Source organism: Flavobacterium sp. ALJ2, from assembly GCF_015594725.1.
In the GTDB taxonomy this organism is placed as follows: Bacteria; Bacteroidota; Bacteroidia; order Flavobacteriales; family Flavobacteriaceae; genus Flavobacterium.
The window spans coordinates 128,790-152,939 of record NZ_JADNRC010000009.1 but is presented as its reverse complement, the minus strand read 5'-3'; the positions used below and the strand labels follow the sequence as shown (position 1 = coordinate 152,939).

Sequence of the window (24,150 nt, the reverse complement as noted above, 5' to 3'; positions counted from 1 at the left end):
AAATTATTGGTTTTTTAGTTATAGATAAATTTGTAGTTGTATTATAAATTCTGATTTTAATTCCGAGATGTTAGAGAGGGAGGTGTAAATGGGTCTGGTTGAGTATTGAGCCGTAATTTTTGCATTTTGCCCATCTAATAAAAAGTTTGTCCCAAGATCAAATTGGCTACTTGACCTGTCTAGGGCTTCGAAGTTTTTATATGTAAAAGCACCAAATGGCTGAAATCTAACTTTTGGTTTATCGGTTTTGCTAGGCAACAAAACGCCCACTTGAGTGTACCAAATGTTTCCTGATCCAATGGTAGCTTGTGCATTTCCAGGGCCAGCCAATGCTTTATTTCCTGTGAAATTTGGATCGACAGAACCAATGTTCATAATGCCAATGTTGCGAAGGTAGTTTGGACCAAAGTCATATTTGTAAAAAACACTATATCCAGTAAGAGACATTTTGTTTTCCTTTTTTCCAATTGGTAGATCAAGAAAAACATCCGTTGCAAAAAGTTTGATGTCATGTTTGCTAATAGTACCATTAATAGATGATTTTGTCGCATCAGGAGCAGTATAAAAACCAGCACCAATATTAAATACTTTTTTAGTTCCTAAATAACTTCCTGTTTTATAGGGCAATAAGTTGGACTCTTCGTCTAAAAATTGATATTCAAAATAACCAGCTTTGGACCATTGTGTATTTCCACTATTATCAACTGCTACAGCCTCACTAGCTATAGTTTTATTAACAGGAACTAGGTTGGTTGCATACGGTTTGTTGTAACTCAAACGGTATTCTAATTTGCCATATTTACCCTTAGCAAATAAGCCCATTTGTCTGGCAAACTGATCGGAATTTTCGATTAAAGGCCAATTAAAAATTGGAGCATCAATTGTTAGAAAATTTAGTGTAGAAGCCATTGTTGCTCTAGACAAACCTAAGTAGTAATGTAATCCGCCACCAAGAGTCAAGCTAAATTTTTTGTCTTTTTCAGGTAAGATTAAACTGTATTCATTCCAGGCATCATGAAAAAACATTCCAGGTTTTTTACCAGATCCATAAGAGCCAGTTCCAGAACTTCCAGATGCACCACCGTTAATAAATGTCTGATTGTTAACGCCAAAGTGTGTTACAATCATGTATCTTTTTGATATTTGAAAATAAGCTAAAAGACGCAAACGCCTGTTGCCAATGTCAGTTCCTGTTGAAGCTGGTTCTTCGCCAATCTGTGTTCCTGGATTCATTTCGCTTGAGCGAAACCATATTTGGTTCCAGAGAATAAAACGCATGTATTTTGAACCATCTTCGTTCAAATTGAACTTCATTCCGCTGCCATAGTCGGTAGAACCTTGTGAAAAGGCTTTTACTGACAATAAGAGTATTGTTAGTAAAAAAAATATTTTTTTCATAAATACTATTTGGTTAATAAAGTGCCAAATTGAGTTATTTTATTGTAGAAAAAAATTATGATATATTTTTGTGTAAACTAGTATAGTTAATCCTTAAAACGCTCCCATTTTATAAGCATAAACTTGTCTCCCAGTTCTGTTATAATCATGCCAGCACCAGATAATAATTGTTTTTTATTTAAGTATTCAATAAGTTCTGAGTGGTTAAAGATCTTATATGTAGGATGGTAGTTGGTTTGTAAAGGTTTTTTTATGTTATAAGCCTTTATCCAATTGCTTATTGTTACATGCGAAACTCCGATGATTCGTTCAATCTCGCGAAAGCTCAATCCTTCGAGGTACAGTTGTAGTGCTTTGGTTACATAGTATTCGTCAATTTTTTTGCCAATCTTGTTCACAGTAAAAAAGTAATTGCATTTTTTGCATAGATACCTTTGTTTAGTATTGATAATACCACTTTTAATAATGTGATCACTTTGGCATTTTGGGCAAGATAAAAGTTCCATGTATATCTATTTTGCATAAATATATCAATTTAGCAATTATTATATGGAGAATTGTATAATAAAAGTTGTTTAAATTTATGGAACGCATTTTTTTATACACAAATTAATGCGTATTTAATAGATACAGTCCTGCTTTTAATAAAATATGGTAAGTCATTGCCGAATGTCTGTAGGAGAGAACAAGGAAGTTTTTTTAGGATTTCGTGTTGATCTCTTTTTAGTACTACGCATAAAAAAGCCCTTGAAATCTTTAAAGATTCAAGGGCTTAATGTGGTACCTCCAGGGATCGAACCAGGGACACATGGATTTTCAGTCCATTGCTCTACCATCTGAGCTAAGGTACCGTACTTATTGCGGGTGCAAATATAGAATGTTTTTTAGTTTATCCAAGGTAAATTTAAAGAAAGAATGGATTTATTATAAAAAAACAAAAAACCCACTCGTTTGAGTGGGTTTTGTGGTACCTCCAGGGATCGAACCAGGGACACATGGATTTTCAGTCCATTGCTCTACCATCTGAGCTAAGGTACCGTGCTTGTTGCGGGTGCAAATATAGAATGTTTTTTAGTTTCTCCAAAACAATTTTAAAAAAAAATCAATTTGTATCTTCGCAGCAGTAAATAAGAAGCTATGGTTTTAACAATTGATGTTGGGAATACACGTATTAAAGGTGCTGTTTTTGAGAATAATACTGCTTTAGAGTTTTTTGTTTTTGATAAAAATCAACTCGAAAAAAGAATTAAAGATATTTTAAATAAATTTGAAAAAATAACAGATTTGGTTGTTGCTTCGGTTGGAAATATCGGAAAAGAGTCGTTTTTAGTTTTTAATAATGATGTAAATGTTTGTTTTTTGACTAATGAAGATTGTTTTCCTTTTACAAATAAATATGCTACGCCAAAAACTTTAGGAATAGATCGAGTTGTACTTGCTAGTGGAGCAACATTACAATATCCTAAGCAAAATAGACTGGTTATTGATGCTGGAACTTGTATTACATATGATTTTGTCGATGAAAATGATAATTATTTAGGAGGAGCTATATCTCCAGGGTTGCGATTAAGATATGAAGCGCTCCATAATTATACAGCAAAACTTCCGTTATTAACATTTGAAGAACCTAAATCATATATAGGAAATTCGACTCCCGAATCAATACATTCAGGCGTTGTCAATGGATTCGTCTACGAAATAGACGGTTTTATCGATCAATACAAAGCAGACTACTTAAATTTTATAATAATTTTAACGGGTGGTGATGCACTTTTTTTGGCTAAACGATTAAAAAATACCATATTTGCCAATTCAAATTTCTTATTAGAAAGTTTGAACCAAACATTTCAATATAAAATCAACAATGATTAAAAAAATTATAATAAGCGCTTGCTTACTTTTGTCATTCGTATCTTTTGCTCAACAAGGAACATCTTCTCCTTATTCTTTTTATGGAATTGGAGATGTAAGGTTTAAAGGAACTGTCGAAAGTCGTTCTATGTCGGGTATTGCAGTAGAGCAAGATAGTATTCATATTAATATGGAAAACCCTGCGAGTTATGCAAATTTAAAACTAACAAGTTTTACAGTAGGGGGAACATTTAATTCAAGTACTTTAAAAACTGATAAAGAATCGGCAAAAGCGCAAAGAACAACCTTAGATTATATAGCAGTAGGTTTGCCTTTAGGGAAAAAGTTTGGAGTAGGTTTTGGATTGATTCCATATTCATCTGTAGGATATCAAATAGAATCGCTTGCAGTAAATAATGGAGGTAATAATAAAAGATTTGATGGTTCGGGTGGTTTGAATAAAGTTTATTTTGGACTTGCATATAAAGTTAAACCGAATTTAAGTATTGGAGCAGACATTCAATATGATTTTGGTAAGGTTGAAACTACTAGTTTAGAGTTTATTCCTGATGTTCCAGTTGGAACTAGAGAATTAAATACAACTTATTTGTCAGGATTTAATTTTAACTTAGGAGCTATGTATCAGTATAAGATAAATAAAAAATTATCTTTCTTTAGTAGTGCAACATATACTATACAAAGTAAATTGAATTCTGAAAACACAAGAAACATTTCAACAGGAATGCTTGGTTCGGGACTTAATTTCACTGTTTTAGATCCTGGAGAAGATTTAAAAAATAAGGTTGATGTAAATATGCCGTTTAAACTAGCCTTGAGTGCAGGTGTGGGAGAGGCAAGAAAATGGTTAATTGGAGGGAAAATTTCATATCAAAACTCAGTTGATCAATCAAGTGTATACAATGCTGCGCCAAATGTAGGATATGGAAAAGCTGCAAGTGCAAGTTTAGGAGGTTACTATGTTCCTAATTATAGCTCTTTTTCAGGATACTTTAATAGAGTTACTTATAGAGCAGGTCTTAAATATGAAAGAACAGCTTTGATAATTAACTCACAAAGAGTAAATGATATCGGACTTACACTTGGAGCAGGATTTCCAATTTCAGGGACATTTTCTAATATCAATTTTGGAATGGAGTTTGGAAAAAGAGGGACTACATCGGCAGGTTTAATTCAAGAGAATTATGCTAATTTTAGCCTAGGTTTCTCATTAAACGATAAATGGTTCGAAAGAAGCAAGTTTAATTAATCCAGATTGTAAACTCTGTAGGAGTTTAATACCTTATTTAGTGAATGAATTTACTTAAAAAACATAGTGTTATTTCTGGGTTCGTAATTTTTATTGCGATGTTTTTTCTAGGATGCGAAGGTAATTTTAAAGACGTACAAAGAAGTAATTTTGTAGAGTTTGTTCCTGCTAGTGATGCTGATAATGTCAATATAAAATATACCGATTCTGGGCTTATTTCAGGAATTTTAATAAGTCCCAAGATGTTGGATTACTCTAATGTAAGTTTTCCATTTACTGATTTTCCAAAAGGGATAGATGTTACTTTGTATGATAAAAAACGCAAACGTACTTATGTAAAAGCAAATTATGCTATTTCTTATAAGCAAACTTCTGTTATCGATTTACAAGGAAAAGTAAAAATCACTACAGAGGATGGTCAGATGTTAGAGACAGAGCAATTGTATTTTGATCAGAAAAACGAATGGTTTTATACCGAAAGAAAGTTTAAATTTACAGATGCTAAAGGAGTTTCGTATGGACAGGGAATTGATTTTAGTAAAGATTTTAAAATAATAAACTCTCAACGAATGAACGGGGAGATAGAAACCGAAGAATAAAAATAATAATTATGGGTTACTTAAAATACACGCAATATGCTTATCTAATAGTTGCAATTCTTTTTACTTATGAGGCAATAATGAAAATAAGTGCAGGTGAAGCTACTCCGTGGTTAAGTTTTTTGATTGCAGGAATGGGAGTTTTTATGTTCTTTTTTAGGAGAAAATTCGCCAATAAACTTGACAATCGTAATAAAAAACAGTAAAAATGGAGATTAGTATTATAATACTATGTTTAATACTATCAGCCTTTTTTTCGGGTATGGAAATTGCATTCATATCTTCGAATAAGATTTATCTGGAGATTGAGAAGAAACAAGAAAACTTCTTGTCTAAGATTCTTACTAAGCTTACCGAAAAACCTTCGAAATTTATAGCAGCTATGTTAATTGGAAACAATATTGCAATAGTTGTTTATAGTTTTTTTATGGGAGATTTGCTTTTAAAAGCACTTTTAGAGTTTGGGTATCATTTTTCGAATGCAGCTAGTTTGCTAATTCAAACTGTGGTTTCTACTTTCTTTATTTTAATTACTGCAGAGTTTTTTCCAAAGGTGTTTTTTCAAATTTATGCGAATTCTTTAATTAAATTTTTTGCAATTCCAGCATATTTTTTCTACTGGCTGTTTTATTATCTCTCTACTTTTTTTATATGGATTTCAGATTTTATCTTGCGTAAATTTTTTAAGACAGAGGGAGATCAGGTTCAGTTTTTCTTTAGTAAAGTTGAACTTGGAAATTATATTTCAGAGCAAATGAGCACTGTAGAAGATGATGAAGAAGTTGATTCAGAGATACAAATATTTCAGAATGCTTTAGAGTTTTCGGGGGTAAAAGCAAGAGATATAATGACGCCACGTACTGAATTAGATGCGGTTGAGTTGTTTGATACTATAGATGTACTTAAAAATTTGTTTGTAGAAACGGGGTATTCAAAAATACTTGTTTATCAGAATTCATTAGATGATATTTTAGGATATGTGCATTCTTTTGATTTGTTTAAAAAGCCAGAAACTATAAAGTCGGTATTGATTCCTGTTGAGTTTGTTCCAGAAACAGTTTATATAAAAGATGTCTTGAATTTGCTTACCAAGAAACGAAAAAGCGTAGCCGTAGTGCTAGATGAATATGGTGGGACTTCTGGAATAATAACCGTTGAAGATATTGTAGAGGAATTGTTTGGAGAGATTGAAGACGAACATGATTCAAATGAGGAGTTAATAGAAAAAGAATTGGGAGAAGGGAAATATATTTTCTCAACCCGATTTGATGTTGAGTATTTAAATGAAACATATAAATTGGATATTCCAGAAAGTGATTCATATGGAACCTTGGGTGGGTTTATTGTAGATTATACAAAAGAAATTCCACAAATCGGAGAAGAAATCACCATAGGAAACTATCATTTTGTGATAGAAGAGGCAACAAATAAGAAAATAGAATTAGTCAAAATGACTATAAAAGAGTGATTTTTTTTAGAAAAATAAAAAATCTTGGAAAATAAATTGCTACTAGTATTATTATTAGCTAGATAATTGTATTTTCGCAAACTGAATATAAAATTAACAACAATAAAAATGGCAGTTTTAGCAAAAATTAGACAACGTTCCGCTTTATTGATAGGCGTTATTGCACTTGCATTATTAGCATTTATCATTCAAGACCTTTTCAGTAGTGGAAATTTTGGTGAGAGTTCAAAAGACGTAGGAAGCATCAATGGGAAAGATATTTCATTTGAAGATTTTAGAATCAAAGTTAGTAGTGTTGAAAAAAGTGGGCAAGGAATAACTTCCACTGAAGCTGCAAACAGAGTTTGGGATCAAGAGGTTTCTATTGCCCTATTATCATCAGAGTTTGATAAATTAGGATTAAGAGTAGGTGAGAAGCATTTATTTGAAGTTTTAAAAGCTGACCAAAATATCGGAAAAAATCCAATGTTCTTAAATGCAGCAGGGGTTTTTGACGTAGCAAAATTTAAAGAATATTTTAGAGCAAATCCAGAGCAAGCTCAATATTTAAAAGATAGAGAGAAAGATGCGGATTTGAATGCAAAATACCAAATATACAATACGTTGATTAAAGCTGGACTTTATACAACTGTAGCAGAAGGTAAGTTGAAATATGAAATGGAAGCAAACAAAGTTAACTTTGCTTTTGCAGCTGGATTGTATTCTTCTATCAAAGATAGCGATGTAAAAGTATCTGATTCTGAAATCGTTGATTTCATGAAAAAAGACGAAAAGAAATTTAAAGCAGATGAAACTCGTGAGATTCAGTATGTTTTAATTGAAGATAAAGCATCTAAAGAAGATGAAGCAGAAATTAAAGCAAAAGTAACAGCATTATTATCTGGAAGTATTGTTTACAACCAAAAAACAGGTAAAAATGATACTTTGCCAGGATTTAAATCAGCTAAGAATGTTGCTGACTTTGTTAATTCAAATTCAGATGTACCTTACGATTCAACTTATGTAGCTAAGAAAGATTTGCCAGCTGTAGATGCAGATAAATTATTTACTCTTGCTCCAGGTGAAGTTTATGGTCCTTATATTTTTGGTAACTACTACTGTATTTCTAAATCTTTAGGGTTTAAAGCAGGAGTTAATGCAAAAGCTAGTCATATTTTAATTAGTTATGAAGGAACACAGGTTCCAAATCAAAAAGAAAGAAGAACTAAAGAGCAAGCTAAAGCTAAAGCAGAAGAAGTTTTGGCTCAAGTAAATGCAAATCCAGATAGTTTCTTAATGTTAGCTTTTACGGCTTCAGATGATTCATCTGCACAACAAGGTGGTGATTTAGGATATTTTGGGCAAAACCAAATGGTTAAACCATTTAATGATTTTGTTTTCAATAATCCGATTGGAAAAATAGGATTGGTAGAAACTCCTTTTGGTTTTCATATTATCAAAATTACTGACAAACAAGATGGTATTCGTTTAGCTACAGTAGCTCAAAAAATAGAAGCATCAGAAGTAACTTCTGATAGAGTATTTACTCAAGCAACTAAATTTGAAATGGACGCTGCTGGTAAAGACTTTAGTAAAGTTGCAAAAGACATGAAATTAACGGTTTCTCCTGCAGTTACTGTAAAAGGTATGGACGAAAATTTCGGACAATTAGGAAATCAAAGAACTATTGTAAGATGGGCTTTTGAAAAAGGAACAAGTAAAGGTGATGTTAAACGTTTTGAGTTAGCTAATATCGGTCACGTTATTGCACAACTTAAGAATATTAATAAAACAGGTTTAGTATCTGTAGATGTTGCAAGACCTTATGTTGAGCCAATTCTTAAAAACAAGAAAAAAGCTGAAATCCTTAAAGCTAAAATGAATGGTACTACTATCGAGGCAATTGCTAAAAGCGCCGGAGTGGCTGTACAGCAAGCAACAGATGTAACTATGAGTAACCCAATTTTACCTGGTGGAGTTGGACAAGAACCAAAAGTTGTTGGTAATGCATTTGCTTTGGCTGCGGGTAAATTATCTGCTCCAATTGAAGGTAATACAGGTGTTTATGTTGTTAAAAACAATAGCACTATAAAAGCACCTGCTTTAAAAGACCACGCGGCTTATGTTGCTCAAGTTAAAGCACAAAGTGCACAGGATGTAAACAGAATTCTTCCTGCATTAAAAGATAACGCTAAAATCGTTGATAACAGAGCTCACTTTAGCTACTAATTTATCAAAATTTACATAAAAGATTAAATCTAAAAATCTCGAAATACTTTGTGTTTCGAGATTTTTTTTGATTAGACATTTTTCAAATAGTATTCTTAATGGCTTTTAAACTAGTTAAGCCTTTCATGTTGATTATGATAACTACAATATCAAAAAACACAAACCTTGCTATACTCTAGCAAGGTTTGTGTTTTTTGATGAAATTATTTTTAGTTAAGGCTTAAGTCAGTATCATTTCGTTATAAGGAATTATTGTTTTATATCCTTTGGTGGTAAAATATTCTGTTGGATTGTCTTTGGATATTGCCATTACAAAATCGCCTCCCCAAGCACCAAGACTTTTTATTACGCCTTCAAAATCGGGAAAGAGTTTTTCTTTGATGGTTTTCATTTTTAGAATATTGCTCATTTCAGCTTCATGAACTGCTAATGTTTTAGCAAATTCTTTTCCAGTTTTGGCATGTATAACAGCTTGTGTTATTTTGTCGTTATTGGCAATTATCTTTGAGAGGTGGCTGTTTTTGTTGTTGTAATAAGCTGTTATTGCTGCTTTACTACTTTGTTTTTTGTTCAAATACACAAAATACAAATTCTGACTAAATTTAGGATTGAAGTCTATCGTTTCTACAATTGGTAAATCTTGTTGTAGATGATATAATATAGGAGTGTTGTTTTGTGCACAGGCAATGTCGTATCCACTGCCTCCAAAACTGTTTTTAAGAAGCGTAAAAGCATCAATTTCGGTCCATTGGGCAATATTGTTTAATAATGTCGATGATGTGCCTAAGCCCCAGTTTTTAGGAAAAGTAAGTTGTGTGTTTATTTGATATCCTTGTGATTGGGTTAAAAACTCTGGATTCAATAAATAAGCTTCGTGTAAAATGTTTGTTAATGTAGTTTTTACCGTTTCAGTTTTTGGTTCGGGATTGTCTATTATCTCGTTAAAAGTTATAGTGTCTTCAAACCAGATACTATTATCTGCATCGTAACTTCTCCACTGTATTTCTTGGTTCTCTCCTTTGGCAACAATTAAACTTTGTCCAAATTTTGTTGGTAAAGCAAATGCTTTTGCGCCATCTAATACTAAGTATTCTCCGGTTATTAAAAGTTTTCCGTTACTGTAAAAAGTTGTTTTCATGCATTTATTTTTAGCCCCGATGGCAGTAGTGTCCTTTGTGTTTTGTCTTTAAAAACATAAAGATATAACGTACAGCGGGAATGGCTCCTTATTATTTTCTTAAGTTTTCAATAAAATCAACTACTGAACTATGTGATATGGTGTGGTTTTTAAAATGATTTTTGATCAAAATACGTTCGTTGTCATCAGCAGCAAATTGATTGATGATGTTATTGATGTGCATCTTCATATGTCCCTCTTGAATTCCAGTAGTGGTTAGAGAGCGTAATGCAGCAAAGTTTTGTGCTAATCCTGCAACAGCAACGATCTGCATTAACTGTGGAGCTGATGGATTTTCTAGCATTTGTAATGAAAATTTTACTAGAGGATGTAAAGATGTTAGTCCGCCAACAGTTCCCAAAGCTAGAGGCATGTCTAGCCAGAATGTGAAAATTCCATCTTCGATTTTAGCATGTGATAAGCTTGAATATTGTCCGTTTCTAGATGCATAGGCATGAACTCCTGCTTCGACAGCACGGAAATCATTTCCTGTGGCAAGTATTACGGCATCGGCACCATTCATGATTCCTTTATTGTGGGTCACGGCGCGGAATGGTTCCACTTCTGCAATTTGTACAGCTTGAACAAAACGTTCGGCAAATTCCAGAGGATTTGGAATGTGTTTTTCGGCCAATTCATCTACAGTACATGAAACTTCAGCTCTTACAATGCAGTTTGGAACATAGTTGGAGAGGATGCTCATGATGACTTTTACTTCTTCATTAGCTTCTGTAAACAACTCATATTCCTGCGAGGCATCTTTTAACGTTTTAGCAAATTGTTCTAAACATGAATTTATAAAATTGGCTCCCATGCTATCTTTAGTTTCAAAGGTTGCATGAAGCTGAAAGTAATTTGGTAATAAATTGGTTTTGTCTTTTAGAACAATATCAAGAATTCCGCCACCACGTTGTTGCATGTTTTTGGTTATATTTTCGGTATCGCTAAAGAATTTGCTTTTTGTTTGTGCAAAAAACAAGTTCAGTTTTGAAACATCACCATTAAAGGTAAAATGTACCTGACCTATTTTTTCAGTATTGATGACTGTAGCTTTAAACCCACCACGAGTTGACCAAAACTTGGCTGCTTTTGAAGCTGCTGCAACAACCGAACTCTCTTCGATTGCCATTGGTATTGTGGTAAATTTATCGTTAATTAGGAAGTTTGGAGCTATGCCAAGCGGAATATAAAAATTAGTTATGGTGTTTTCGATGAATTCATCATGTAGTTTCTGTAATTTTTGATCCGTGTTCCAGTAACTTTTAAGTAAAAAAATTGCTTTTTCTGGTGTTGAAAAGTACTTTTTTGAAATCCAGTTAATTTTTTCTTCTTTGGATAATTTAGAAAATCCAGCAACGGCGTTGTTCATTCTCAATTGATTAAAAGGTAGTATTGCTGCAAAGATACCATTTTAACGGTTTTGTTTGTAATGTAATTGAGGACATTGAATAAAACAAAAAACCAATTTCTTAACATTTAACACTTGAAATGTATATTATGTGTATTTTTTTCACTAAAATTGGGCTCTTTTTTATATTTAACTCATTTGTATGAATACCAGAAAATTTACCGCATTATTTTTATTTATTTGTTTTACTGTTTTTGGTCAACAAAAAATTACTGTAGATGACGTTTTTAGTGGAATATTTCGAACTAAAGAAATGTTTAAACTACAATCACTACAAAATACCAATCAGTATACTGTACTTAATTTTGATAGGCCGAGTAGGAGCATGCAAATAGATTTATATGATTATGCTACATTAAAAAAAGTGACAACTCTAATTGATACAAAAAATCATAGAGAGTTACCGATGATTAATAGTTATACTTTTGATGTATCAGAAAAAAAGATTTTACTGGCTTGTAATTCTACCAAAATCTTCCGCCATTCGTTTACAGCAGATTATTATTTATATAATATAGATACAAAAGAGTTAACAAAGCTTTTTGATTTTCAGGTTCAAGAGCCGACTTTTTCACCTGATGGACAGAAAATAGCCTACGCAAAAGAGAATAATTTATATGTATATGATTTAGCTTCTAAAAAATCGACTCAGATTACAGCTGATGGGAAGAAAAATTCGATAATCAATGGTATTACGGATTGGGTTTATGAAGAAGAGTTTGCTTTTGTCCGGGCTTTCGATTGGAGCAAAGACAGTAAGAAACTAGCTTATATCCGTTTTGATGAGAGTATGGTTCCTGAGTTCTCAATGTCGATTTTTAAAACCGATTTGTATCCTACAATTGAGACTTTTAAATATCCTAAAGCAGGAGAAAAAAATGCAGTAGTTTCGTTACATATATATGATGCAGCCGCAAATGATACTAAAGAAGTTAAGTTAGGAAATTATAACGACTTTTATATTGCAAGGATCAAGTGGACAAATGATACTAATACATTGTCGGCTCAGGTGTTAAACCGTCATCAGAATAATTTAGATTTATTGTTTGTTGATGGTGCTTCAGGAGCTTCAAAAGTGGTTCTTAATGAAAAAGATAAAGCTTATATTGATGTTACAGATAACTTAACTTTCTTAAAAGACAATAGTTTTATCTGGACTAGTGAAAAAGATGGTTTTAATCATATCTATTTATATGATAAAACAGGAAAGCTTAAAAATCAAGTTACTAAAGGAAATTGGGAAGTAACTTCATATTACGGATTTGATGAGAAAACAAAAACTGTTTTCTATCAATCTACAGAAAATGGGTCAATCAATCGTGATATTTACCGAATTGCTCTTGACGGAAAAAACAAAGTGCGTTTATCTAAAAACGTAGGTACTAGTAAGGCAACCTTCAGCCCAAATTTTCAATACTACATTAATACATTCTCAAGTGCATCTCAGCCTACAACTTTTACTCTTAACGAGGCAAAAGCTGGAAAAGAATTACAAGTTATAGAGAATAACGAAGCACTTGCTTCTAGCTTAAAAGCCTATAATCTTGCTACAAAAGAATTTTTAGTCCTAAAAACAGCTAAGGGAAATGAGTTGAATGCATGGATCTTAAAGCCAAAAGATTTTGATCCTGCTAAAAAATATCCTGTTTTTATGTTTCAATATTCAGGTCCAGGTTCTCAACAAGTCGCAAATCAATGGAATAACTCTAATGATTACTGGTTCGAAATGCTAACGCAACAAGGTTATATAGTTGCCTGTGTAGACGGTAGAGGAACTGGATTTAAAGGTGCTGAATTCAAAAAAGTAACACAATTGCAATTAGGGAAATACGAAGTTGAAGATCAAATTGATGCAGCTAAAGTTATCGGTAATTATTCTTATGTTGATGCTTCTAGAATTGGAATTTTCGGATGGAGTTATGGTGGATTTATGGCTTCGAACTGTATCTTCCAAGGAAACGACGTTTTTAAAATGGCTATAGCTGTTGCTCCAGTTACTAATTGGAGATTTTATGATTCAGTTTATACAGAAAGGTATATGCAGACTCCTCAGGAGAACGCAAGTGGTTATGATAATAACTCTCCTATTAATCATGTTGATAAATTAAAAGGCAAGTTTCTTTTAATTCATGGATCAGCAGATGACAATGTGCATGTACAAAACACTATGCAAATGATGGAGGCGTTAATACAAGCTAATAAACAATTTGATTCACAAATTTATCCAGATAAAGATCACGGTATTTATGGCGGAAAGACAAGAGTTCAGCTTTATACTAAAATGACTAACTTTATCAAGGAAAATCTTTAATTAAAATCTAATTAACCTAAATATAATATTAAATAATATGAAAGAAACAAAAGTGAAAACCGCGCATCCAAAAGGACTTTGGGTATTGTTTGGAACAGAGATGTGGGAGCGGTTTAATTTTTACGGAATGCGAGCAATTCTTACCTTATTTTTGGTAAACTCGTTATTGATGAAAGAATCAGATGCAGCATTGATTTATGGAGGCTTCTTGGGACTTTGTTATTTGACACCGATGTTGGGTGGATTTGTTGCCGATCGTTTTTTTGGGAACAGAAATTGTATTTTACTAGGCGGATTGATGATGGCTATAGGTCAGCTTTTCTTGTTTGTTAGTGCGAGCGTTTTTGGTTCAAATATGAGTTTAGCAAATATCTTAATGTGGTCTGCATTAGGAATTATTATTTTTGGAAATGGATTTTTTAAGCCAAATATTTCAAGCATGGTGGGAAGCTTGTATCCAAAACAAGAAAAAACAAAATTAGATACAGCTTTTACGATTTTCTACATGGGAATCAATTTAGGTGCTTTTTTAGGACAAACAATATGTCCTTATTTAGGTGACGAAGTAGTAAACGGTGTTCAGAATATACATGCTTTTAAATGGGGGTTTTTAGCAGCATCTATTGCTATGCTAATTGGAACTGGTGTTTTCTTTGTATTGAAAAACAAATATGTGGTTACTCCAGAAGGAAAGCCATTAGGAGGTTTGCCTTCTAAGAATGATGTGACAGATTATGAAGAAGGAGAAGCTCAAAAAGCGGTTTTCTCTACACAAGCTTTAGTTGGTGCAGTTATAGCATTTGTGATTTTGTTTTTTGCTTTCCGTTACCTTTTAGATGGAGATAACTTTATAAAAACATTAATTTATCCAATCATTTACGCTAGTGGATTAACATTGGCTGGATTGATTATTTCAGATAGCTCATTAACAAAAATAGAGAGAGATAGAATTTTTGTAATCTATATTGTAGCATTTTTTATTATATTTTTCTGGGCAGCTTTTGAGCAAGCAGGATCATCATTGACATTTATTGCTGCAAACCAAACAGATAGAACTTTTATGTTTGGATGGCAGATGCCTGCTTCAATGGTTCAGGTCTTTAATGGTATCTTCGTTTTTGCTTTCGCTTTACCTTTTAGTATATTATGGGATAAATTAAGAGAAAAAGGAAAAGAACCAATATCTCCAGTAAAACAAGCGATAGGTTTAGGATTGATTGCATTAAGTTATTTTATAATAGCTTACAATGTAAAAGACCTTGGTAACAGTGGGCTTCTAGCTATAAAATGGTTAATTCTTTTATATTTAATTCAAACTTTTGCGGAGTTATGTTTGTCACCAATAGGATTGTCTTTGGTAGGGAAATTATCACCAAAACGTTTTTCATCATTACTTTTCGGAGTGTTTTTCTTGTCTAATGCTGCAGGATATGCTTTATCAGGAACATTAGGATCTATCATGCCTGCTACAGGTGAGAAATTTATAAAAGCAAAAGGTTTAGGAATAGACTTGCAACCTATTTTAGACAAAGCAGTAGTTGCTACTCCAGAACAATTAAAGATTCTAGAAGCAAACCAAATAAGTGCAACAAACCCGGTTTTTGCTGGTTTTGAAATTCATAATCTTTTTGAGTTCTTCATGGTCTTTGTTATTTTAACAGGGATTGCAGCAGTTGTTTTATTTGCGTTAACTCCTTTATTAAAGAAAATGATGCATGGCATTCGTTAATAATTAAAACCTTAATACTTATTACCTATCCGATTTATTTGGGTAGGTAATTTTTTTAATTTTGAACCAATTTTATTATGTGGAAAAATCACCCAAAAGCATTGCCTTTTTTATTTTTATCTGAAATGTGGGAACGTTTTGGTTATTATTTAATGATTGGAATTTTTACTCTATATCTAAAAGATGTAGAGGCTGGGTTTGCTATGACCGAGAAAGAAGCTTCTGATTTGTATGGAACTTTTATAGCACTTGTGTTTCTGACTCCTTTTATTGGTGGTTTGGTTGCAGATAGGTATTTAGGATATAAAAATTCGATCATTCTTGGAGGATTAATGATGGGAGTAGGTTATTTTATGATGGGAATTCATAGTTTAACAATGCTATATGTAGCGATGACACTGGTTATTATAGGGAATGGTTTTTTTAAACCTAATATTTCTACACTTCTAGGAAATTTCTATGATGAAGATAAATATAAGGATAAGAAAGATGAAGGATACAATATTTTCTATATGGGAATAAATGTGGGAGCTTTCATTTGTAATTTCTTTGGAGCAGCTTTACAAATCCTTTTAGGATGGCATTTTGCTTTTATGGCCGCAGGATTAGGAATGTTTATTGGTGTAATTGTTTTTATTTTAGGTACAAAACATTATGGTAATAAAACAGATAAAAAAGGAATTCAAGAAGGCGACATGCCATTTTCAAAAATTGTATTGTACATTCTTGTTCCATCTATTGTATTTGGAGTTATAGGTTGGTTGCTAAAAGGAGTACAATCTGATATGAATTTAGATAGTTCAATTTTTGGTTCAGACAGTACAGATGCATTTATTTTTGCATGCATTCCTGTAATTTATTTTTACGGAAGTTTATATTTTAAAGCTAAAGTAGAAGATAAACGACAAATAGGAGCATTGCTTTCTATTTTTGCCGTGGTTATTTTATTTTGGGCAGTTTTTAAGTTGAACGGATCAGCACTAACTACATGGGCAGATCGTTATACAGACAGAGAAATTACTGGAACAACACAAACTGTTTTTAATAATTTAAAATTAGCTAAAGAGGTTAAGTTCACGAAAGACTCAACAGAATTATATGATGCTAGTTTTAGACTTCAGAAAGAAAATGGAAAAGTAGTCAAAACAGTAGATTATCCAGTTTATTTTAGAAATGTTGCAGAGGACAAAAAACCAACAGAAGGAGCAACAGTTTCTATCTGGGCGACTAATTTAAGTCAATCGATAAATCCTGGCTGGGTAATTATTTTGACACCTTTGATTGTGGCATTTTTTACTTTTTTGCGTAATAGAAAAAGAGAACCAAGTACACCAACCAAAATTGCATTTGGATTACTGATTTCAGCATTATCTGTTTTAGTAATGATTGCAGCAGTTCATATAGGAGGTAATGGAGCCGAAAAAGTTTCTGTTTGGTGGTTGGTTGCTAATTATGGAATTATAACTATTGGAGAGTTGTTTTTGAGTCCCATGGGATTGTCAATTGTATCTAAATTATCTCCAAAAAATATTACAGCATTAATGATGGGAGGTTGGTTTTTGTCAACGTCAATCGGAAACAAATTAAGTGGTGTTTTGGCTAGTATGTGGGATCAATATGATGATAAAATAAACTTTTTTTGGGTGAACTTTGGTTTATTGATGTTTGCAACAGTATTAATGTTTGCTTTGGTAAAAAACTTAAACAAAGTGATGAAAGATCACGGGATCAATTAATTATTATAAATAAATGGAACAGAGTATTACTTTAGACGAAATACAAAATTTTAAAGGCAAGTACCCAAAGCAATTATGGTATTTGTTTTTAGTCGAAATGTGGGAGCGTTTTTGCTTTTACGGAATGAGAGGTGTTTTGGCATTCTTCATGGTTGACCAATTAGGATTATTAGAAGGAAAAGCAAATTTGCAATATGGAGCCATACAGGCATTTGTGTATGCTTTTACTTTTATTGGAGGTATTTTTGCCGATAAAATTTTAGGATTTAAAAAATCTTTGCTTTTTGGTGGAATCGTTATGATTATAGGAAACCTAATTATAGCAGCTTCTCCTCATGATTTTTTCTATTACGGTATTACGCTGTCTATTATTGGAACTGGTTTTTTTAAGCCAAACGTTTCTTCTATGGTTGGAGAATTATATCATGAAAATGATGGACGTAGAGATGCAGGATACGGGATGTTTTATGCAGGTATTAACATCGGTGGAATGTTAGGTGGTGCTATTCCTATTTATTTAGGGAAGAATTACTCTTGGAGCTTGTGTTTTCTTTCTGCTGCGATAGTTATGATTATTGGTGTGATTACGTTTCTTTTAACAAAGAAACATTTAGCGCCTATTGGTAACTCACCGTTAGAAAAGCATACTCCAAAAAAACGAAATATGTATGAGATTGGAGTTTATGTTGGATCTTTATTGGCAATTCCGCTTATTTATATCATGGTGATAAATTCTGATTTTACAGAATATTTCATGTACACTATTGGTGCCGTTGCGCTTTTGTATTTCTTGTATGAATTGTTGCGAATTAAAGATCGTAAGCAACAATATAAGTTATTGGCGGCATTTGTCTTCATCTTCGGGTATTTTATGTTTATGGCTATTTCTGAGCAATCTGGTGGGTCGTTGTCATTGTTTGCAAAAGATAACTTATCTAGTCAGTTATTGTTCTTTAATATAGATCCTAATGTGGTAAACAATAGTATAAACTCTTTATACGTAATTATTTTTAGTCCTCTAATCGGATTATTATGGATATTCCTTTATAAAAGGAAAATTGAGCCAAATACGGTTGTGAAATTCGGATTCTCATTTATTCTTCTCGCAGCAGGATTCTTTATCTTTTATAGCGCTCGTTTCTTTGTTGATGTAAATGGATTGAGTTCGCTTAATGTATTTGCTTTAGGGTATTTAGTATATACCCTTGGAGAATTATGTATTGGACCAATCGGAATGTCTGTTATTACTAAATTGTCTCCTAAAAGACTTTTTGGAATGATGATGGGATTATGGTTTTTATCGAGTGCTTTTGGACAATTTGCAGCAGGGAAATTGGGTTCAGAAATGTCGAATTCGAATACAGGAACTACACTTATGTCTAAGTTGATCGCTTATACAGACGGATACTACCATTTGGCAATTTATTCGCTTATAGCAGGTATTATTTTAATAGTAAGTACACCATTGATTAAGAAATTAATGCAAGAAGTAAAATAGAAAATATTTTCTAGTTTATTTTTTCCTTAAATTTGGAAAATAAAAATAAGAATCAAAATGAAAAATATATTTATTGCATTGTTTTTAGTATTAGGTTCGTTTGCTGTTCAGGCGCAAGAACTAAAATGGTATACAGATGTAAAAGAGGCTATAGCGGTTAGTAATAAGGAGAAAAAACCGATGTTATTGTTTTTTACAGGAAGCGATTGGTGTGGTTGGTGTATTCGTTTGCAAAGCGAAGTTCTAAAAACTGCAGAGTTTAACAAATGGGCAAAAGATAATGTTATTTTGGTGGAGTTAGATTTTCCAAGAAGAACTGCACAAACTCCTGAAGTTAAAGCTCAAAACAATGAGTTGCAGCAAGTTTTTGGAATTCAGGGATTTCCAACAGTTTATTTTACTAAAGCTGAGAGCAAGGATGGGAAAGTTAATTTTCAGGGACTTGGTACTACAGGTTATGTAGCAGGTGGGGCATCAGCTTGGCTTGCAGTAGCAGACGGGATTGTTAATCCAGTCAAAAAGTAAGTAATGTACTAGCTTAAGTAGCTCTTAAAGAATAAAAGAAGCTCTTTTCGTTTGATACGGAAAGAGCTTTTTGTTGTTTATCACGGTAATTCTATTTCCTGTTTTGACTTTAAAAGTTGTTTTTATTATAATATTAATAGGGTATTGTTTGTAATGAAGCGTAAAATATATTTTTAGTTATAAAATAATTTGAATAATTGGAATTAAATGTTAATTTCGTTTGTTTTAATTAACCAACCCCCAATTTATTATGATGAAAAAACTACTTCTCTCCCTATTTTTTTTAGGAATTTTTACTGTTCAATCGCAAAATTTAGTTTGGAAAACTAATATTACTGATGGTATTGAAGCAAGTAATAAATTAAAAAAACCAATGTTAATTTTGTTTACAGCAAATAATTTAGCGGATAACCTGCAAAGTGAAATAATCAAAACTTTAGAGTTTGCGCTTTGGTCAAGAGATAACGTTATTTTGGTAAAACTAGACTTGTCTGATAGTCAAGCTTCGGATGCTGATAAAGAGCAGAACATTAAGCTTAAAAATGCTTTTGGAGTTCAAGATTTACCAGAAATATGCTATGCAAATGCTATAGTTAGAAAAAGTAAAACTACTTTTCAGGCATTGGGTAAAATGACTTACAAATCAGGAGGAGTAAAGGCTTGGATTATTGAGTCAAATGCACTTTTGCATCCAAGTGACTTTTAAGTTTTGTTTAGAAAAGCAATGATTGTTTTGTAAATACATTAAAAAAAATTAACGATTTAAGTTGTGTAAGTTCATGTTTTTATGTGTGTAAACTAAGTACTTAGTAGTTTATATATAAAGTTTGTGAATTCTTTTTTTTAATTAGAAATTATGATTTAGCTTTATTAATTCAATTTATAGAATCCTTTTTCATTAGTAAAATGAAAAGGGATTTTTTCGTTTATACAGGTCTCTTTCCAATATTGTTGTACTGATTTGTAGTTAGTGCCATCAGCAATAACCATTTTTGGATGTGTAGTTTTTAGTAGTCTTTCGAAATTTATTTTAGGTGATTGCGTAATCATTACAATATCGGGATTTATTTTTTCAGGATATATTCCGGTGCTATCTATAATTAAGATTTTATAACCATTAAAATAAGCGATATTTTGTAGTCTTTCTTTCCTTTTTAAATTTCCAAAATTTCCAACCAAATAAGAAGTTAATGAGTAATTGTTGTTAGAAGTGGTATCCGTTGTGAATAATGTAACAGAGTTACCTGTTCTTTCAGTAATTTGAGAATGCTTTGTTACATTGTATACGATCCATTCATTTTGGGTTTCAGTATCTTTTCTATTCAGAATAAATGTAATTTGTAGTAGTATTATTGAACCAAGAGTTATTGATAGCTTGGTAAAAGTTGGCTTTTTAAGCCAAATAATTCCTGATATTATTAATAGATAGGAGGAGATTAGCAAGAAAGTGTTAAAGGAGATGTCTCTTATGATGAAACTTTCGAATGAAGCAATAATGTTTATTATTTTATTCAAATAGAAAATGCTTTTTTCTAGAAGTTGAACAAGAAGTAGAGGTGTACTATCAAATGCTGCCAAAATCATTACTATAATACCTAAAATCATAATAACGCTTAAAAATGGTATGATTACTATATTGGCAACAAAAAACAGTCCTGGAAATTGATGAAAGTAATATAGGCATATTGGTAAAGTACCAATTTGTGCTGCAAAGGATACTGTTAATGCATTCCATATTGCAATTGTAAATTTATGTTTTGGGTGCCATAATTTTTTTAATATTGGCTGAAACCAAATGATAAAATATAAAGCTAAATAACTTAACTGAAATCCTACATCGAATATAAAAGCAGGTTCAAATAGAAGTAAAAACAATATTGAAACTAATAGGGTATGATAGATATTTGTACTTCTTCTTAAATGAATTCCTATTGCTACAAACGAAAACATTACTACAGATCGTAATACTGAGGGAGAAAACCCTGAAATTACTGCAAAAGCAAATAAAGATACTATTATTGTAATGAGCTTTATTAAAGAGCCTCTTTTAGTATTAGGAATAGGCTTTAGGGTATAAGTAATAAAAATCAATATATAGCCCACATGGAGCCCTGAAACAGACAAAATATGAGTTACTCCTGCATATTGATAATCTTTGATTATTTCAGGCGATATATCTTGTTGCTGACCCAGAATTAGAGCAAGAGCTACATTCATTTCAGTTTTATTAAAGCCATTTTTTTCAAGATTCTGAATAATTTTTGTTCGTATTCGTGCGGCATAATGCCAAATGCTTTTCTCAATTGTGGAGCTAATTGTTATTTCATTTTTTTTAATATATAATTGAGCATAAATATTTTTGTTGTTCAAATATTTACCGTAGTCAAATTGATCAGGATTTTTTGGAGAGCTATTTTTTGATAATTCTCCCTTAACACGAATACAATTTCCTATTTTGAGATTTAATTCAGTACTGTCTTTTTTTATGCTTAGGGCCACTTTGCCTGAAGCATGTTTTTGATCAATCTGATTTATAGTAGCAATGTATCTGTCGCTGTAGTTGTTGCTTTTTAATTTTTCACTAATTATAAAATCTATTAAGTGGGGTTTGTCATAGATGTTTTCGAAGTTAGTATAATTGCTTTTTTGAAACGATTCGGTATGTAGAGATTGAGTTGTGATGCCTATACAACATGACAATAAGTAAGTGGCCATCCCAAAGTAAGTAATTCTCTTCGTTTTATTTATCGCATAATAATAGCAACTACAGAATAGTAGTATGGAAGCAACAAGAGATGTAAAGGTGTAAGTTATTGAGAGGTTTAGATAATAAGCAAGTAAGATGCCTATCATAAAACCAATTGTTATTCTTGTCAAAGGGAATTCCAGTACTTTCATATAACTAAAGTACGATTTTTTTGTAAGAAAATAACCTTTTTTTTTGATTTCCCTTCTGATTTGAAGAAATTCAAAATAATGTAAATCAAATTAATGGGTAATATTTAAACATTGCCAATAGTTTCAGCAGTTGGAGAGCAATGCATTATCACGATTGATTTCACATGGTCTAAATGGTGACTTATGAATTAAATAAGATAGAATTTAAAAAAAAATATAAGAATTAATTTTTTTAAAACTTTGACAAGGTGTCGCGTAAAGAAAATCCAACAGGTTAAAAAAACTGGTTGGTTTGTATTTAGGAAAAATATATAAATTTAATGAGTGGCTACTTTTGTCAAAGTTTGAACTTTGATAAAGTTTTATAAATAAAAAAGGAATTAGAAATTATTCAATAATGCGATTAACCTGTGCATAGGAGTCACGATAGTAAGGTTCTTTAGTTGAAGAGATTATTACTCCTTTTGATGTGGAGGAATGTATGAATTTAATCTCTTCATCACTTATTTCTACAATTAATCCAACATGGTTTATCTGAGAACTTCTGTTCGTTTTAAAAAATATCAAATCGCCTTTCTTGGCTTTATTCCGGTTGATGACTTCTCCAATTTTTGATTGTTCCAATGAGGTTCTTGGTAATTTAATATTTTCAGAGTTGAATGTAGTAAATACCAATCCAGAACAGTCATAGCCTTTATTAGTAGTTCCGCCAGCCTTATAACGCACACCAATATTTTCAGAAGCAGTATAAATCAAATCTTTTACGATTGTTTTTGAATTGTCTTCTTTTTTATGGTTTGTTACCGAAGATGTTGACTTACAAGATGCTAATAATAGTAATAAGGCTAGTATTGATAATATGTTTTTCAAGACAATGTTTTTTTAAGCTGATGAATTATTTTTCTAAATCGGCTACGATTAGTTTTGCTGTTTTTTCACTGGCACCAATTCCACCAAGCTTTTCTTCCAATATATCATAGTTATGTAAGAGAGCTTTACGATAATTAGGTTCTAATAATTTTGCCAATTCTTCTTTAATTCGTTTAGGAGAGCAATCATCTTGGATAAGTTCAGTAACTACTTCTTTATCCATAATTAAATTTACTAACGAAATATATTTAAGAGTAATAATGCGTTTTGCTATTTGGTAAGAGGCCCAACTCCCTTTATAGCAAACTACTTCAGGTACTTTAAAAAGTGCAGTTTCTAGTGTTGCTGTTCCGGAAGTAACTAAAGCAGCAGTTGAGGATTGCAGTAAAGCATATGTTTTGTTTGAAACAAATTTTATATTATCATTGGTTACGAAATGTTGATAAAAAGAATAATCCTGGCTAGGGGCACCAGCAATAACAAATTGATACTCTTTAAAATCATTTACAATACTAAGCATTACCGAAAGCATTTTTGTAATTTCTTGTTTACGACTTCCAGGCAAAATCGCAATAATAGGCTTTTCGCTTAAGTTGTTTTCTTTTCTGAAAGTTACTTCATCAAATGGTGGTTGGTTGTGAATGGCATCAATTAGTGGATGACCAACAAATTCTACAGGGAAATTGTGCTTGTCTTCGTAAAAACTTTTTTCGAAAGGTAAGATTACAAACATCTTATCGATATCGTGTTTTATACTTGTAATACGGTTTTCTTTCCAAGCCCAGATTTGTGGCGAAATATAATAATGAGTTTTATAATTCAGTGCTTTAGCCCATTTAGCAATGCGCATATTAAAACCAGGATAATCTATAAAAATAAGAACATCAGGTTTAAATTGTGAGATGTCTTTTTTGCAAAAAGAAATATTACTAAGTATCGTTTTTAAATTAAAGATAACTTCAATAAAACCCATAAAAGCAAGTTCACGGTAATGTTTTACTAATGTTCCGCCAGTTTTTTGCATTAAATCTCCTCCCCAAAAACGAATTTCTGCATTAGGATCTTCTTTATATAAGGCTTTCATCAAATTTGAACCATGTAAATCGCCTGAGGCTTCTCCAGCAATAATGTAGTATTTCATGTTTTTGTTTTTGAGAATGGAGGTTATTTAAGTTGTTGCTAAATAAAGAACGAGAACTTCGTTACA

19 protein-coding genes and 2 tRNA genes are annotated in these 24,150 nt (G+C 31.9%); 12 read left to right on the top strand and 9 right to left on the bottom strand.

Annotation, left to right across the window (positions count from 1 at the left end):
• Positions 1-18 precede the first annotated feature (18 nt).
• From IUY40_RS12175 to IUY40_RS12160, 4 genes are all read right to left on the bottom strand, one after another.
• Complete coding sequence (locus tag IUY40_RS12175; protein WP_195737139.1) at positions 19-1,398, bottom strand: porin; 1,380 nt, start codon at positions 1,396-1,398, stop codon at positions 19-21.
• Between the two features lie 86 nt (positions 1,399-1,484).
• Entirely contained in the window at positions 1,485-1,796 is a 312-nt protein-coding gene (locus tag IUY40_RS12170; RefSeq protein WP_195737138.1) for a helix-turn-helix domain-containing protein, read from the bottom strand.
• 380 nt (positions 1,797-2,176) lie between these two features.
• Positions 2,177-2,249 (bottom strand) — tRNA-Phe (locus tag IUY40_RS12165).
• Between the two features lie 114 nt (positions 2,250-2,363).
• A tRNA-Phe gene (locus tag IUY40_RS12160) sits at positions 2,364-2,436 on the bottom strand.
• A gap of 99 nt (positions 2,437-2,535) precedes the next feature.
• Between IUY40_RS12160 and IUY40_RS12155 the strand changes: the two genes are divergently transcribed.
• The 6 genes from IUY40_RS12155 (at position 2,536) to IUY40_RS12130 (ending at position 8,791) form a co-directional block, all read left to right on the top strand.
• A complete protein-coding gene (locus IUY40_RS12155; RefSeq protein WP_195737137.1) occupies positions 2,536-3,270 on the top strand; it encodes a type III pantothenate kinase in 735 nt (244 codons plus the stop codon).
• Positions 3,263-4,516 (top strand): hypothetical protein, encoded by a 1,254-nt coding sequence (locus IUY40_RS12150; protein ID WP_195737136.1) that lies wholly within the window; start codon positions 3,263-3,265, stop codon positions 4,514-4,516. Before IUY40_RS12155 ends, IUY40_RS12150 begins: the two co-directional genes overlap by 8 nt.
• 44 nt (positions 4,517-4,560) lie before the next feature.
• Positions 4,561-5,115 carry an LPS export ABC transporter periplasmic protein LptC gene (gene lptC / locus IUY40_RS12145; protein ID WP_195737135.1) on the top strand — a complete coding sequence of 185 codons (555 nt, stop codon included), beginning with the start codon at positions 4,561-4,563 and terminating at the stop codon, positions 5,113-5,115.
• A gap of 11 nt (positions 5,116-5,126) precedes the next feature.
• Positions 5,127-5,321: a hypothetical protein gene (locus tag IUY40_RS12140; RefSeq protein ID WP_195737134.1), complete on the top strand. Its 195-nt coding sequence runs from the start codon at positions 5,127-5,129 to the stop codon at positions 5,319-5,321.
• A 2-nt stretch (positions 5,322-5,323) separates the two neighbouring features.
• Positions 5,324-6,583 (top strand): hemolysin family protein, encoded by a 1,260-nt coding sequence (locus IUY40_RS12135; RefSeq protein WP_195737133.1) that lies wholly within the window; start codon positions 5,324-5,326, stop codon positions 6,581-6,583.
• Positions 6,584-6,691: 108 nt separating this feature from the next.
• On the top strand, positions 6,692-8,791 hold the full coding sequence (locus tag IUY40_RS12130) for a peptidylprolyl isomerase (RefSeq protein ID WP_195737132.1): 2,100 nt from the start codon (positions 6,692-6,694) through the stop codon (positions 8,789-8,791).
• A gap of 220 nt (positions 8,792-9,011) precedes the next feature.
• On the opposite strand, the gene IUY40_RS12125 is transcribed toward IUY40_RS12130, so the two are convergent.
• Positions 9,012-9,929, bottom strand: a complete 918-nt coding sequence (locus IUY40_RS12125) for a GYDIA family GHMP kinase (protein ID WP_195737131.1) — start codon at positions 9,927-9,929, stop codon at positions 9,012-9,014.
• A 91-nt stretch (positions 9,930-10,020) separates the two neighbouring features.
• Positions 10,021-11,337, bottom strand: coding sequence for a hydroxymethylglutaryl-CoA reductase, degradative (locus IUY40_RS12120; RefSeq protein ID WP_195737130.1), 1,317 nt, complete (start codon positions 11,335-11,337; stop codon positions 10,021-10,023).
• A gap of 181 nt (positions 11,338-11,518) precedes the next feature.
• On the opposite strand from IUY40_RS12120, the gene IUY40_RS12115 reads away from it, so the two are divergent.
• From IUY40_RS12115 to IUY40_RS12090, 6 genes are all read left to right on the top strand, one after another.
• Positions 11,519-13,687, top strand: coding sequence for a S9 family peptidase (locus IUY40_RS12115; protein WP_195737129.1), 2,169 nt, complete (start codon positions 11,519-11,521; stop codon positions 13,685-13,687).
• A gap of 37 nt (positions 13,688-13,724) precedes the next feature.
• Positions 13,725-15,416, top strand: coding sequence for a peptide MFS transporter (locus IUY40_RS12110; RefSeq protein WP_195737128.1), 1,692 nt, complete (start codon positions 13,725-13,727; stop codon positions 15,414-15,416).
• 77 nt (positions 15,417-15,493) lie between these two features.
• Positions 15,494-17,152 (top strand): peptide MFS transporter, encoded by a 1,659-nt coding sequence (locus tag IUY40_RS12105; RefSeq protein ID WP_195737127.1) that lies wholly within the window; start codon positions 15,494-15,496, stop codon positions 17,150-17,152.
• 13 nt (positions 17,153-17,165) lie between these two features.
• Complete coding sequence (locus IUY40_RS12100) at positions 17,166-18,650, top strand: peptide MFS transporter (RefSeq protein WP_195737126.1); 1,485 nt, start codon at positions 17,166-17,168, stop codon at positions 18,648-18,650.
• A 57-nt stretch (positions 18,651-18,707) separates the two neighbouring features.
• Positions 18,708-19,175: a thioredoxin family protein gene (locus IUY40_RS12095; RefSeq protein WP_195737125.1), complete on the top strand. Its 468-nt coding sequence runs from the start codon at positions 18,708-18,710 to the stop codon at positions 19,173-19,175.
• Between the two features lie 250 nt (positions 19,176-19,425).
• Positions 19,426-19,881 (top strand): thioredoxin family protein, encoded by a 456-nt coding sequence (locus IUY40_RS12090; protein WP_195737124.1) that lies wholly within the window; start codon positions 19,426-19,428, stop codon positions 19,879-19,881.
• Positions 19,882-20,045: 164 nt separating this feature from the next.
• Here the strand turns inward: IUY40_RS12090 and IUY40_RS12085 are convergent, their stop codons facing one another.
• The 3 genes from IUY40_RS12085 to lpxB all read right to left on the bottom strand — a co-directional run bounded on the left by IUY40_RS12085 (position 20,046) and on the right by lpxB (position 24,084).
• Positions 20,046-22,073, bottom strand: coding sequence for a ComEC/Rec2 family competence protein (locus tag IUY40_RS12085; protein ID WP_195737123.1), 2,028 nt, complete (start codon positions 22,071-22,073; stop codon positions 20,046-20,048).
• 387 nt (positions 22,074-22,460) lie between these two features.
• Positions 22,461-22,943, bottom strand: coding sequence for a C40 family peptidase (locus IUY40_RS12080; RefSeq protein ID WP_195737122.1), 483 nt, complete (start codon positions 22,941-22,943; stop codon positions 22,461-22,463).
• A 25-nt stretch (positions 22,944-22,968) separates the two neighbouring features.
• Entirely contained in the window at positions 22,969-24,084 is a 1,116-nt protein-coding gene (gene lpxB / locus IUY40_RS12075) for a lipid-A-disaccharide synthase (protein ID WP_195737121.1), read from the bottom strand.
• Positions 24,085-24,150: the final 66 nt, after the last annotated feature.

Coding starts and splice junctions, on each gene's coding strand:
- IUY40_RS12155 (WP_195737137.1), top strand. CDS start 2,536: ATGGTTTTAACAATTGATGTTGGGAATACACGTATTAAAGGTGCTGTT.
- IUY40_RS12105 (WP_195737127.1), top strand. CDS start 15,494: ATGTGGAAAAATCACCCAAAAGCATTGCCTTTTTTATTTTTATCTGAA.
- IUY40_RS12125 (WP_195737131.1), bottom strand. CDS start 9,929: ATGAAAACAACTTTTTACAGTAACGGAAAACTTTTAATAACCGGAGAA.
- IUY40_RS12150 (WP_195737136.1), top strand. CDS start 3,263: ATGATTAAAAAAATTATAATAAGCGCTTGCTTACTTTTGTCATTCGTA.
- IUY40_RS12095 (WP_195737125.1), top strand. CDS start 18,708: ATGAAAAATATATTTATTGCATTGTTTTTAGTATTAGGTTCGTTTGCT.
- IUY40_RS12085 (WP_195737123.1), bottom strand. CDS start 22,073: ATGAAAGTACTGGAATTCCCTTTGACAAGAATAACAATTGGTTTTATG.
- IUY40_RS12090 (WP_195737124.1), top strand. CDS start 19,426: ATGATGAAAAAACTACTTCTCTCCCTATTTTTTTTAGGAATTTTTACT.
- IUY40_RS12120 (WP_195737130.1), bottom strand. CDS start 11,337: ATGAACAACGCCGTTGCTGGATTTTCTAAATTATCCAAAGAAGAAAAA.
- IUY40_RS12115 (WP_195737129.1), top strand. CDS start 11,519: ATGAATACCAGAAAATTTACCGCATTATTTTTATTTATTTGTTTTACT.
- IUY40_RS12140 (WP_195737134.1), top strand. CDS start 5,127: ATGGGTTACTTAAAATACACGCAATATGCTTATCTAATAGTTGCAATT.
- lpxB (WP_195737121.1), bottom strand. CDS start 24,084: ATGAAATACTACATTATTGCTGGAGAAGCCTCAGGCGATTTACATGGT.
- IUY40_RS12110 (WP_195737128.1), top strand. CDS start 13,725: ATGAAAGAAACAAAAGTGAAAACCGCGCATCCAAAAGGACTTTGGGTA.
- IUY40_RS12130 (WP_195737132.1), top strand. CDS start 6,692: ATGGCAGTTTTAGCAAAAATTAGACAACGTTCCGCTTTATTGATAGGC.
- IUY40_RS12175 (WP_195737139.1), bottom strand. CDS start 1,398: ATGAAAAAAATATTTTTTTTACTAACAATACTCTTATTGTCAGTAAAA.
- IUY40_RS12135 (WP_195737133.1), top strand. CDS start 5,324: ATGGAGATTAGTATTATAATACTATGTTTAATACTATCAGCCTTTTTT.
- IUY40_RS12100 (WP_195737126.1), top strand. CDS start 17,166: ATGGAACAGAGTATTACTTTAGACGAAATACAAAATTTTAAAGGCAAG.
- lptC (WP_195737135.1), top strand. CDS start 4,561: ATGAATTTACTTAAAAAACATAGTGTTATTTCTGGGTTCGTAATTTTT.